Below are 13,335 nucleotides of genomic sequence, written 5' to 3'. Positions count from 1 at the left end.
GAAATGAAAAATTTATTTATACTTTCGGGACCAACTGCAGTTGGGAAAACACATATATCTATAGAACTTGCTAAAAAATTAAAAGGCGAAATAATATCTGCAGATTCCATGCAAATATATAAGTATATGGATATAGGTTCTGCTAAAGTTACAGAAGATGAAATGCAGGGTATTACCCATCACTTAATAGATTTTATTGAGCCAGATAAGAATTTCAACGTATCTGAATACAAAGTCTTAGCTGAAAATGCAATAGATGAAATATGTAAAAAAAGTAAACTTCCTATGGTAGTAGGTGGTACTGGCCTTTATATAAATTCTCTCATTTTAAATTACAATTTTACAGATGCAAAAACAGACAAAAGTTATAGAGAATACCTGGAAAATTTGGCAGAAGAAAAGGGGAAGGGATACGTACATTCCCTTTTGAAAGAGGTAGACATAGATTCTTACAAAAGATTATATCCAAATGACTTAAAAAGAGTCATACGTGCCCTGGAAGTGTATAAACTTACAGGTAAAACTATAAGTGAGAACAATGCAAATACCAATTTATATGACATACCTTATAACATATATTATTTTGTACTCACTATGAACCGTACTAAATTATATGATAGAATAAATAAGAGGGTAGATTTAATGATGGAAAACGGACTCATAGATGAAGTTAAAATGCTAAAGTCTATGGGATATACCTCTGATATGCAATCCATGAAGGGTATAGGCTATAAGGAAATTTTAGATTATTTAAATGGAAATTCTACCTTAGATGAAGCTATCTATTTAGTAAAAAAAGGAAGCCGAAATTATGCCAAAAGGCAGTTAACCTGGTTTAGAAAAGATAAAAGGGTAATTTGGATAAATAAGGATAATTTTAGCTGCGACGAAGACATTATAGAACATATAATACACGTCTTTAATATAATGAAAATTTAAATTCATTATATTGTATGAATATAAATAAAAGTTACGGAGGGTGAGAACTATGAGTAAAACAGCTAATAACTTACAGGACATATTTTTAAATGGGGCAAGGAAAAATAAAATTCCAGTTACTATATACTTAACAAATGGATTTCAAATTAAAGGAAATGTAAAGGGTTTTGACAACTTTACTGTTATAATGGATTGTGATGGTAAACAAATGATGGTATATAAACATGCAATTTCAACTATGACACCTATAAAGACCATTTTATTTAATAACTTTTCGGGAAACGAGATATAAGGGAATGGACATTTGTCTATTCCTTTTTTATATGTTAATATGACATTTAGTACATACATTTAGGAGGTAATATTTTTGCTAAATATAACAAAAAAAGCACTTAAAGATAAATATAAAATAAGCGACAAGGTAATTGATTTATATGAAAGAGCTTTAAATGATGTGAAAGACCAATTTCAATACTACGATGAAATAAGGGAATTCAATCAATTAAAAGTTTTAAATGCACTGCAAGAAGAGGGAATAAGTGAATCTCATTTTACAAATTCATCTGGATATGGATATGGAGATATAGGTAGAGATTCATTGGACAAAGTCTATGCTAGAATATTCAATTCAGAAAGTGCCCTTGTAAGGCCTCATTTTGTAAATGGAACTCATGCTCTTGGCTGTGCACTTTTCGGAAACTTACGTCCAGGAGATACTATGCTTTCAGTATGCGGTGATCCCTATGACACCCTCCATGAAGTAATTGGCATAGAAAACAAGGGATCAGGTTCTCTTAAAGAATATGGAGTAAATTATGAACAGGTAAATTTAACTGATGATAACAAAATAAATTTTGAGGACATAAAAAAGCATCTAAAAAATAATCATACAATAAAATTGGTACATATACAGAGATCTACAGGTTATGGCTGGAGAAAATCTCTTCTTATATCTGAGATCAAAGAAATTATAGATTTTGTTAAAGGTATAAATCCTAATGTAATATGTTTTGTAGATAATTGTTATGGTGAATTCATAGATACCATAGAACCTACAGATGTAGGAGCTGATTTAGTAGCAGGTTCGCTTATAAAAAACATAGGTGGTGGAATAGCACCAACTGGTGGGTATATAGCAGGAAAGAAAGACTGTGTTACAAAAGCGTCTTACAGGCTAACTGTACCTGGAATAGGTGGAGAATGTGGTTCTACTTTTGGAGTTATGAGACTTTTATATGAAGGATTATTTTTTGCACCTCATGTTGCCATAGAAGCACTAAAGGGAGCTATATTCTGTTCTAGAATAATGGAACTTGCAGGATTTGAAGTACTGCCTAAATATACGGATAAAAGAAGCGATATAATACAGTCTATTAAGTTTAACGACAAGGAAAAGCTTATAAATTTCTGCCGAGGAATTCAAAAGGGATCTCCTGTAGATTCTTTTGCTCAGTGTGAACCTTGGGATATGCCTGGATATTCAGATCAGGTCATAATGGCTGCTGGAGCTTTTATACAGGGAGCTTCCATAGAGTTGTCTGCAGATGCACCTATAAGAGAGCCTTATATAGGTTATCTGCAGGGTGGACTTACTTTTGACCATGCTAAAATTGGAATATTAATAGCTTTGTCAAATATATTGTAGAAATGCGTATGATATAAGTATTTAACACATAAAATTCACTATTTTATGTGTTAAATACTTTTTTTAATGTGCATAGTGTGTATTATGACATATAAAATCTATTCATAATGTGTCTTTAAACTTAAAATGAATTAGATTATTATTAAAATATAGTTGGTTAAATATTGATACCATGTAAAAACATGAAATGCAAAAATTTAAAACAGAAAGGATGAATGTAATGAGATCAAAATTTGAACATGTATTCTCACCTATTAGAATACGAGGAATAGATTTTAAAAACCGTATCGTTCTTGCACCACCATCTCCTAATCTTGCCAGTACTAATGGCCTAGTTACACCGGAATTTGTAGACTGGTTCCGTATGTTTGCACGTGGTGGGGTATGCACATTGTATGTGGGCAACTGTTCTATTGATATTACAGAATCTAAAGATGAAGCTTTTCAGCTTGATCTTAAGGATGACAGATGTATTTTCCCGTTAACATTATATGCTGATATGGGCAAACAGTATGGCTGCCACGCTTCTTTGGAGATTAATCACAATGGTGAAAATACGGCTTTTGAAACTGTGGGGCATGCTCCTTACAGCTCATCACCGAATATTTCTTCAAATGAAGCTGCACGTTCTGCAGCATTTGGAAGAGATCCTATCCCTGCAATTGAAATGACACATGAAAAAATTGTACAAACTGTTGAAAAATACGCCAATGCTGCTGCGCGTATGAAAAGATCAGGAATGGATATCTGTCTTGTCCATGGTGGACATGGTAACCTTATTTCACAGTTTACCAGCCCGCTTTACAATCATAGAACAGATGAATATGGCGGTTCAATTGAGAACAGGGCACGTTTTGCTATTGAAGTATGTGATGCTATCCGCAGAAAAGTTGGCGAGGACTTCGTAATTGAATTTCGTATTTCTGCTGATGAAATTGCAGAAAAAGGTATGCATTTTAAAGAAACACTTGAACTTATCGGATTATTAAAGGATCATATTGATATTCTTCACGTTTCTGCTGGACTTCACAGTGACTTCAATATGAAATATTACCGTAACTGGTGCCAAAACTATATGATGGATCGCTGCTTTAATGTTCATTTTGCACGGGATGTAAAGAAGGCTTATCCTGATCTTCTCGTAACTACAGTAGGTTCTATTACAAGTATTGAAGATGCTGAAAAAATCATTGCTAATGGATGGGCTGATTTCGTTGCTATGTGTCGTCCACTTATGGCAGATCCTGATATGCCTAGGAAGTATGCTGAAAACCACCCTGAAGACAGGCGTCCATGTTTACGCTGTGATACTTGTACAAAACATCTTTTTATTCCTAAACCAATCTATTGTGCTGTTAACCCTATTTCAGGAATGACAAGTGAACTTAGAGATGGTATTATCCCAAAATCACCTATTAAGAAGAAAGTTGCTGTAATAGGAGGAGGTCCTGGTGGAATCCAGGCAATGCAGACATTACTTGATCGTGGACACAATGTAACTCTTTATGAAAAATCAGGTTCACTTGGTGGTAATGTACAAGGAGCTGCGCTTCCTCCATTTAAAGTTGATTGCCAGGATTATTTAAAATGGCTTAAGCACACAGCTGCACAGTGTGAAGCTGCAGGTGCAAAAATTTTATTTAATACAACTGCAACACAGGATATGCTTGATGCCCAGAATTATGATGCAATTATAATTGCAGTTGGTTCAGATCCTATCATTCCTTTGAGTATTCCGGGAATCAATAAAAAGCATGTACACTGGGCCATCGATGCTGAATCTGACAAAAATCTTGTTGGAGATAAAATTGTTATTGTAGGTGCTGGTGCTGTTGGTATTGAAGCTGCAATTGAATTCCATGATGAAGGAAAAGATGTAATCGTTATCGAAATGGAAGATCAAAAAAAGAGCTTTTCCAAGCTAATAAAAAGTTCAGGCACAAGTGCTAAGGAATTTCAGACTATACTTAAAGACAAAGGTATTCCTGTAAAATATTTAAATCGCCTTAAAGAAATTTGTGATACTAAAGTTATCTGTGACAACATTGAAACTGGAAAGGCTGCTATGTATGAAGCAGATACGGTACTGCTTGCTATGGGAATGCGTCCAAGAACAGATACTGTAGAAAAACTTCGCCACTGTGCTCCTGAAACCAATATTTATATAGTTGGCGACTGTCAAAAAGTTGGTACAATCGGCACAGCTGTTAACCAATCATTCCAGGCTGCACTTCATATCTAGTGTTAAATTATCTTGTAATTTACTATAGAAAAAGAGGATATAATTATGAAAAAAGAAGAAATTATTAATGCATTTTTAAAAGTGGTTCCTGTTCTTAAAGATATGTTGTTGGATGATATAGCAGTGTCTGTTGCGGACACTACGAAAGTTCTATATTATAGAGCAGGTGATACACTCGATATAAAAGTTAATGTAGGAGATAAATTATCACCTGGTGAGCCTTTATATGAAGCAATTAAAGATGGAAAGACATATAGTTCAACAATTTCTAAAGAATTCTATGGTGTTCCATTTAAGGGAGTTTCATATCCAATAAAAGATTCTGACGGAAATGTCATAGGTGGGGTTGGCATAGGGAAAAGTTTAAGTAATGAGATTAAAGTTGAAGAAGCATCAGAAAATCTATTTGCATCACTTGAAGAAACTAGTGCGAGTATTGAGGAAATTAGTGCTGGTTCAGAAAAACTGCTAAATGTAATAACTAATATATTAGAAATTACAAAGCAAGCAAAAAAGCAAATAGAAGAAAGTAATCAAATCATTGCTATGATAACAAATTTAGCTTCCAAGTCAAATTTATTAGGACTTAATGCATCTATAGAAGCTGCTAGGTCTGGCGAATATGGAAAAGGCTTTTCAGTTGTCGCAAACGAAATAAGAAAATTAGCTCAATTAAGTAACCAATCATCAGAAAAAGTTTCACAATCTTTGTCAGAGACAAATAAATATATTAGAAATATTTTCAAAGTAATAAGTGACGCACAATCTATTTCTGAAGGACAAGCTGCCTCTACTCAAGAGATGACTGCCACATTAGAAGAGATTACAGCAAGTGCTCAAACATTAACAGAAATTTCAAAGACTAAATAAGTTTAAATGTAATTGCAATTTACACAGTATAGTGTGAATTGCATATTTTTTGACTAAAAATAATGTCTAATAAAAGTACTCACAGTGTATAAATAAATGTATCAAATTCAGTCATTATGTAAGCTGAATTTCCACAATACATATGTTATTCTAACATTAGTACAAATTAACACAATTTTTTATTTTGTATTAAAGGGAGGATATGAAAATGAGTAAAAAATTAATTGATGCAATGGCAGACTTAGATGAAGACGTTGTATTATCAGAAGTAAAGGCACAAAAAGAAAATGGAACACCAGTATTAGACATTATAGCAGATTTACAAGAGGGAATGGGGATTGTAGGAAATAGATTTGAAAAAAAGGAATATTTTTTATCTGAACTCATTATGTCAGCTGAAGTGTTTAATGAAGCTTCTGAAATTATTGGAGGATTGGGAGAATCTTCAGGACCAAATAACGGCATATTTGTAATGGGAACTATTTACGATGATATACACGATATAGGAAAAAATATAGTAACTACTGTAATGAAAAGTAACGGCTTTGATGTAAAGGATTTAGGTGTTGATGTACCTACAGCAAAATATATTGAAGCTATAAAACAATATAAGCCTAAAGTAATAGGAATATCATGTCTTTTGACTACTTGTTTTGATAATGTAAAACAATGTATAAAGGAAATAGAAGATGCAGGGCTTAGAAAGGATTTGAAGATCCTAGTTGGAGGTGGTCCTGTAGACGAAAATGCAGGAAAATACATGGGTGCAGACTTAGTTTGTAAAGATGCACAGCAGACAGTTGATTTCTGTAAAAAAGCTATGGGGGTAAATTAATATGAAAACTGCAAAAGAATTATATAATGAACGTTTAAACAGAGTTAAAAAGGCAATTAAGTTGGAGAAGACTGATAGGACACCTGTTGTTCCATTTGGAATTTGTATTTTTCCAAAGTTAACTGGTGTAAAAATGTCTGATTTTGTGGCAGATTTAGACTTGTCAAATAGGGTTATATTAAAAGGAATGAAAATGTTTGGAGATGTTGATGCAGCACCGGCTTCATTTTGTTTCGCATCAACTATGGGAACTACATCTTTTTCGAATATGAAGCTTCCTGGACGTGAACTTCCAGATAATATGCTGTGGCAGGTTGATGAGCGTCAATTGATGACCACGGATGATTATGATACTATAATAAATAAAGGATTTGAAGCTTTTAGAGATGATTATTTTGCTTCAAAAATAAACTTAGATTTAGATGTATTAAATGAAGTAATAACTAAATGTCCACAGTATATGAAAAATATAAATGATGAGGGATATCCTCTTTACGGTGCAGTTCAAATAGTACATCCTATTGATTACTTAAGTGTAGGCCGTACACTATCAAAATTTATGATGGATATAAGAAAGATGCCTGAAAAGGTAGAAGAAGTAATGGACATAATTACTGATGCAAACATTAAAGCAATGAAACAAGCTGTTAAAAATGCTGTTGATCCTTTAGGTATATTCATAGCTATGGGTCGAGGATGTCCTGATTTCTATAATCCTAAACTTTGGGAAAGATTTGTATGGAAAAACCTTAAAAAGATAACTGATGCTATAATAGAAACAGGAGCAGCTGCAAGTTTCCATGCTGATTCCAATTGGGAGCGAGGGCTTGACTATTTTAAAGAATTTCCAAAAGGTACTTGTGTATTTGAAACAGATGGTACTACAGATATTTATAAAATTAAAGAAAAACTAGGAGATCGTATGTGTATTAAAGGAGATGTTCAAGCTTCAAAATTTGTTCTTGGAACTCCTGATGAGGTATATGATTACAGCTCTCGCCTAATAAAAGATATGGGTCCGGGATTCATTCTATCATCTGGTTGTGATATACCTGCAAATGCAAAGATAGAAAATGTGAAGGCAATGATTTCTGCTGCTACTGGCAAATAAAATATATTAAAATTTAACACTATTGACTGAAGCAAAAAAATTTCACTTTGATAAAGTAAGTTTTTAATCAAAGTGAAGTTTTTATTTTTACTATTTAAATATAAACAGAGTTCTTGGCATCAGATGGAATTTTGACTCCACCTGATGCTTAGAACTCGTTATCCAGGGACGTACCTACTCTAATACTTCCACTTGAAAAAGTGGGAGTATTAGAGTAGGTAGTTATCGGATAAATAATTGACCTATACTCTAATTGATGAATACATATAAGTTAGATATAATAAGCATATAGATGATATAATAAACTCCAAATAATAGTAGAGGAAGTGATATTTTTTGTTAAAAAACCTTTTTCAATATTTGAAGAGGAATAATTGGGAAATGGTCTTTTTCGCTACAACAGTAGAAAAATATTGTATGATAAAATATAAGCTTATTAGCAATGGTATTAAAGTAAAGACTAAAATAATAAGACACAATGGAAGGAAAAGTGGAAATGAATACTATGAAATATATATCGAATCGAAAGAAATAGAAAAAGCTAATAAAATTATTCATAATGTTGGATGTTGATTCCAGTATACAATTCATTTTCAAATGTATATCCGCTAATTCAATTGCAACTAAATATTTTGCTGTAATTATATAAATAATAGAGAGGTTGTTTATGAAAAAAATTTTTTTGTTCATAATAATTTTTATGATGTTACTATCTGGATGTGGTAAATCAGATAAAAGTACAAACGCTGTTAAGTCAGACATTTCTCCACAAGCATTCTTAAAATTTTATGATTTAAAAGTTCAAAAAAATCCACATAAATTTAAAGTTGATGTTCCTAAGTCATGGAATGTGAGTCCAGGTGAATATCCTACAGGACTATTTTGGCAGCTAGCAAATGAGTTTTCAAAAGATGTAGGACTCGACTTGATACCGTTAAAAGGAACAACTGTTGATGTATGGAGATATTCTTTAGTTGATGGACTTCCTAATGTTTCAGATCTCAGTAAATATCCTTCTAATCTGGTATTATTGGTTAATAATCAAAATGTAGTTGGTGCCTGGTTAGCTTTTAATCAATTTGAAATTGGCCCTTCTGTGAAGAAACGTTATTTAAAGGATATTACAAGATTAGATTTTGAAGATTGGGTTGAGAAAAAGGGTTTGTTTACTGAACTTGGGAAAAATAAAGACATTGCTTCACTTGATCCAGTGGATGTAGTAAAAGCATATTTTAAAGCTATTAATAATGGTGATAAGACAAGAGCTTACGAGTGTTTAGCTCCAACTGTAATGCTTGATTCTCTTACACATAACCTTGGAATAGATCAAGGAAAGGCTCGGGAAGATCTTCTTTATAATCTAAAATTCACTAAAATGAACTCTATGGTTGAAGGTATGGCAAGCATTAGGCCAACATCCTTTATTCTTAAAGATTCTGAAAATCACTTAGACATAAAAAATGTTGGCAATAGAACAGAAGTGGCAGTTGATACTGCTTGGTTTAATAATGATAATAGTAAAGATGGTACGTTTGTAACGTTGAAAAAATATGCAAATGGATGGAAAATTAAAGGCACGGGTAATCCATAGGTGGTAAAATAGTTCCCTATAAGAGATGGAAATTTAAAAATTATATTTTCATACAATATTTACCTTGTAAAAAGTTAGACACTTATTTATACTTAATTTTAATAATTATTTTATCAATATACATAATTGGGAGTGATTTGATGAGTTTAGAAAGTGTACAACAGTATTTCAAAGATAACAATTTATCCCTTGAAATAATCGAAATGGGTCAAAGTACTGCTACCGTTGAATTAGCAGCTAACGCTCTTGGAGTTGAGCCTGCTTTAATAGCTAAAACTATGGCCTTTAAATTAAAAGATAGAAATATACTTATATTATCAGAAGGCGATGCAAGAATTGACAATAGAAAATTTAAAGATTATTTTCACACAAAAGCCACGATGCTAAGCGCTGATGAAGTACTTGAATCTACTGGGCATCCAGTAGGAGGAGTTTGTCCATTTGGATTAAAAACTCAAATGGACACTTATCTTGATGAATCACTTAAAAAATTTGAATATGTATATCCTGCTGCTGGATCACGTAACTCTGCTGTAAAAATTACCCCAGGAGAACTATCAAAGGTAACTTCTGGCACATGGGTTGATGTATGTAAATAATAATAGCTTTAAATATATGGAAACATATTTAAATGTATCTCTATCCACCAGTTAAGCAGAGAAGCCCAAATCTATGATTTGGACTTCTTTAATAGCAAGAAAAGAGATTTCATAATAAAAGATAGAGTTAAGACACATTGATTTCATCAAGAGTTCGACCTTTAGTTTCAATACCAACTAGAGCAACTACTACTGCAACTACTGCGAACACTATAGTTAGCATAAGAAAGACATAAGTAAAGCCAACTTGTTTACCTTTAGTTTCATATACCAATCCAACTATGTAAGGAGCAGCGATGGCACCAATTCGGCCAATTGCAGCTGCCCAACCGGCTCCACTGCCTCTAACACGTGTAGGATAAACTTCCGGTGTATAAGCGTACACTGCGCCCCAAGCTCCTAGACTGAAAAAGTAAAGTAGGCATCCAAAAACAAGCACAGTAACTGAAGATGTTGCTTGACCAAATAAATATGCTGATAAGGAAGTACCTATTAGGTAGACCACTAGAACTACTTTACGTCCAATCTTTTCTATTAGATAGGCTGCACTGTAATATCCAGGCAGCTGAGCAATGCTCATGATTAATGTAAATTCGAATCCCTTTACTAAGCTGAATCCTTTGCCAACAAGCAAGGTTGGAGTCCATAAAACAAAACCATAATATCCAAAATTAATACCTAACCATAGAACCCACAGAACAATGGTACGCCTAAAATAGGCTTTGGACCATAAATCAGCAAGAGTGATACTACTCATTTTTTTATTTTTGGGCAAATCGGTTACAGCTATTTCATTATTAATTATTCCAGCTTGTTGTTCCATTTTACGTACAATTCCATCTGCTTCTTCCAAACGTCCTTTCTGTTCCAAGTATCGAGGAGATTCTGGAATATTTCTTCTTAGATAGGCTGCATACAGTGCTGGTATTCCTCCTAAGAAAAATCCAATACGCCATCCATATATCGGTATCAAAAGGTAAGCAATTAAAGCTGCAGCAATCCATCCCCAAGCCCAGAAACTTTCTAACAAAACAACCATCCTACCGCGGGATTTAGCAGGTGAAAATTCACTAACCAAAGTAGATGCTGCTGGCAGCTCTCCACCTAGCCCTAATCCAGTTAAAAATCGCAGCAACAATAATATACTAAAGTTAGGAGAAATACCGGATACAGCACTGGCTAATCCATATAGAACAAGGGTAAATGTAACAACTGTTCTTCTACCATATTTGTCAGCGACCATTCCAGCTACAGCGGCACCAATAGCCATTCCCACTGCTGAAGCACTTCCGAGTAAGCCTAAATCGGCAGGAGTAAGCTTCCATGACTTGCCAATTGAAGCCATTACACCAGCCATCATGCCTTGATCCATGGCATCAAACATCCATCCGATGCCTGACAAAAACAGCACTGTCCAAAGCATGGGTGTAACTGGCAATTTTTCAATCCTTCGCGAAATACTACTCATTTAATTCACATCACTTTCTTAAATAGCTATTTATTTTTTAATCTTTTTAAATAACTAACTTTTTATATTTTTTGTATAATACTACAGAATATTTACGCCAATAATAACGTCCTACATAAATATTCACCTCTAATAATATAAATTTTATAACTTCAACATTTATATTATAATGTATATACATATGTAAATTCAATACTTTTCCACATTTTAGTTTGCTAAATATTTTTTACCGTTGGGGGACTTTATTTTTATAGAATTCTCTTAACTTGATGGCTATGTGATATTACCCCATATTGCTGCTAATTTTACAATAATGGTAAATATTATGGAATATGTATGAATATTCAATCTTTATGATATAATTTAATATAAGCACAAAATTTTAAATGGGGTGGGATAAAATGTCTAATAAAATAGCATTCAATACGAACTTTAATAGTATAGACTCATTGAGTATAACAGATTCTAACGGTAAAATCGTATATTTAGTTAGATATAATCCGAGATTTGGTAATGATAAAGGTAATACATATGATAATATTATAGATAAGAATATTTTAGAAGCATATCCTTCTTTATCACAAGAGACTAGTACAGTCTTTCAGTGCATAAAAAAATCTAAACCCATCTATAAGGAGGGTCAAAAACTTTATGATAATAATGGTAACCCTTACTTCACAGAAAACCTCACCATACCTATTATAAGAAGTGGTAAAATAGTTGGTACTGTTGAACTTTCAAAAGACATTACTAGTATAAAAGATATTGAAAACGTTAGTTTATTAAATAACATAAACAAGCATAAATACATGAAAATATCAAAAGAAGAACTTAAATATTCATTTGATGATATTATTACTGTTAATGATAAAATGATTGAAAATATCAAAAAAGGTAAACTAATAGCTGATTCACCATCTTCAGTTTTAGTATATGGTGAAACTGGTACAGGCAAAGAATTATTCGTTCAGTCTATACATAATTTTTCAAAAAATTCAAATAAACCTTTTGTAGTACAAAATTGTGCTGCCATTCCAGAAACTCTCTTCGAATCAACATTTTTTGGCACAACACAAGGCGCATATACAGGTGCTACTAATAAATCTGGTTTGTTTGAGCAAGCAGACGGAGGAACTCTTTTTCTAGATGAAATAAATTCAATGCCGCTTCATTTACAAACAAAACTTTTAAGAGTCTTACAAGATGGTTGTATAAGGAGAATAGGAGATATAAAAGATAAAAAGGTAAATGTTCGTATAATGGCGGCTATGAATGAGGATCCTAAAACCGCATTAAATAAGAGGCACATAAGGAAAGATCTATTTTATAGGTTAGGTGTGATAACAATAAAACTTATACCCCTCAGGGATAGGAAAGAAGATATCCCATTGTTAATAAACTATTTTCTAAATTATTATAATAAAATTTTTAACAAGAAGGTAGCAGGTATAACAAATAACGTGGGAAAGTTATTATACCAATATGATTGGCCTGGTAATATTAGAGAGCTTCAGCATGTAATAGAATCATCAATAAATTTAATATCAGATGGTTATATTGATATTAAACATTTGCCAATATATTTTAGTGATTTAAATAATTATGATGATTTAAATAATTATAAATCAGAAGAAGGAACTTTCAGCGAAACAATGAATTTTTTTGAAAAAGAAAAAATAAAAAGCGCAATGAAAATTAGTAATGGGAATATAACAAAATCTGCAAAACTATTGAAAATTCCTAGACAAACACTTCAATACAAAATCAAAAAGTATAAATTAGCTAATAAATAGATGAAAAGTTAGCATACATGCCCAAAATTCATCATATTGTAAGTTCAAAATTCAAAGCTTTTATGTAAAAGTTCCGCTTAATTTTAGGCAGAACTTTTATATTTATCTTAATCAATATTTTAAAAAAGCCAGTGTTTACAGGAAAATTAAGGGTTATAAAAGAAGTTGGTATAAGTTTTGCTATTTATATAAGTAAAGCTTATACAAAGGGGGCTAAGTTAAAATTACTATTTTACTTTGAA

At 32.5% G+C, this 13,335-nt stretch carries 12 protein-coding genes; 11 read left to right on the top strand and 1 reads right to left on the bottom strand.

Annotated elements, in window-relative coordinates; genetic code table 11:
* Window positions 1-3: 3 nt before the first annotated feature.
* The 10 genes from miaA (at window position 4) to DMR38_RS10840 (ending at window position 9,832) form a co-directional block, all read left to right on the top strand.
* Entirely contained in the window at window positions 4-939 is a 936-nt protein-coding gene (gene miaA / locus DMR38_RS10890) for a tRNA (adenosine(37)-N6)-dimethylallyltransferase MiaA (protein WP_127721346.1), read from the top strand.
* Between the two features lie 49 nt (window positions 940-988).
* The gene (gene hfq / locus DMR38_RS10885; RefSeq protein WP_127721345.1) at window positions 989-1,231 is read left to right on the top strand and encodes an RNA chaperone Hfq; all 243 of its coding nucleotides are present in this window, start codon (window positions 989-991) and stop codon (window positions 1,229-1,231) included.
* A 75-nt stretch (window positions 1,232-1,306) separates the two neighbouring features.
* Complete coding sequence (locus tag DMR38_RS10880) at window positions 1,307-2,584, top strand: methionine gamma-lyase family protein (protein ID WP_127721344.1); 1,278 nt, start codon at window positions 1,307-1,309, stop codon at window positions 2,582-2,584.
* A 220-nt stretch (window positions 2,585-2,804) separates the two neighbouring features.
* Window positions 2,805-4,826, top strand: coding sequence for an NAD(P)/FAD-dependent oxidoreductase (locus tag DMR38_RS10875; protein ID WP_127721343.1), 2,022 nt, complete (start codon window positions 2,805-2,807; stop codon window positions 4,824-4,826).
* A gap of 45 nt (window positions 4,827-4,871) precedes the next feature.
* The gene (locus DMR38_RS10870) at window positions 4,872-5,696 is read left to right on the top strand and encodes a methyl-accepting chemotaxis protein (RefSeq protein WP_127721342.1); all 825 of its coding nucleotides are present in this window, start codon (window positions 4,872-4,874) and stop codon (window positions 5,694-5,696) included.
* A 208-nt stretch (window positions 5,697-5,904) separates the two neighbouring features.
* A complete protein-coding gene (locus tag DMR38_RS10865) occupies window positions 5,905-6,531 on the top strand; it encodes a cobalamin-dependent protein (protein ID WP_127721341.1) in 627 nt (208 codons plus the stop codon).
* 1 nt (window position 6,532) lies between these two features.
* The gene (locus tag DMR38_RS10860; protein WP_127721340.1) at window positions 6,533-7,642 is read left to right on the top strand and encodes a uroporphyrinogen decarboxylase family protein; all 1,110 of its coding nucleotides are present in this window, start codon (window positions 6,533-6,535) and stop codon (window positions 7,640-7,642) included.
* Between the two features lie 417 nt (window positions 7,643-8,059).
* Window positions 8,060-8,215, top strand: coding sequence for a hypothetical protein (locus tag DMR38_RS10850; protein ID WP_243124283.1), 156 nt, complete (start codon window positions 8,060-8,062; stop codon window positions 8,213-8,215).
* A 94-nt stretch (window positions 8,216-8,309) separates the two neighbouring features.
* Window positions 8,310-9,233 carry a DUF4829 domain-containing protein gene (locus tag DMR38_RS10845; protein WP_127721338.1) on the top strand — a complete coding sequence of 308 codons (924 nt, stop codon included), beginning with the start codon at window positions 8,310-8,312 and terminating at the stop codon, window positions 9,231-9,233.
* A 140-nt stretch (window positions 9,234-9,373) separates the two neighbouring features.
* The gene (locus tag DMR38_RS10840) at window positions 9,374-9,832 is read left to right on the top strand and encodes a YbaK/EbsC family protein (RefSeq protein WP_127721337.1); all 459 of its coding nucleotides are present in this window, start codon (window positions 9,374-9,376) and stop codon (window positions 9,830-9,832) included.
* A 127-nt stretch (window positions 9,833-9,959) separates the two neighbouring features.
* Here DMR38_RS10840 and DMR38_RS10835 read toward each other — a convergent pair whose 3' ends face one another.
* Complete coding sequence (locus DMR38_RS10835; protein ID WP_127721336.1) at window positions 9,960-11,300, bottom strand: MFS transporter; 1,341 nt, start codon at window positions 11,298-11,300, stop codon at window positions 9,960-9,962.
* A 401-nt stretch (window positions 11,301-11,701) separates the two neighbouring features.
* Between DMR38_RS10835 and DMR38_RS10830 the strand changes: the two genes are divergently transcribed.
* Window positions 11,702-13,093, top strand: coding sequence for a sigma 54-interacting transcriptional regulator (locus DMR38_RS10830; protein WP_175412987.1), 1,392 nt, complete (start codon window positions 11,702-11,704; stop codon window positions 13,091-13,093).
* Window positions 13,094-13,335 lie beyond the last annotated feature (242 nt).

This window comes from Clostridium sp. AWRP (genome assembly GCF_004006395.2).
GTDB lineage: Bacteria > Bacillota > Clostridia > Clostridiales > Clostridiaceae > Clostridium_B.
The sequence above is the reverse complement of the archived record's forward strand: the minus strand, read 5'-3'. Positions and strand labels throughout refer to the sequence as shown.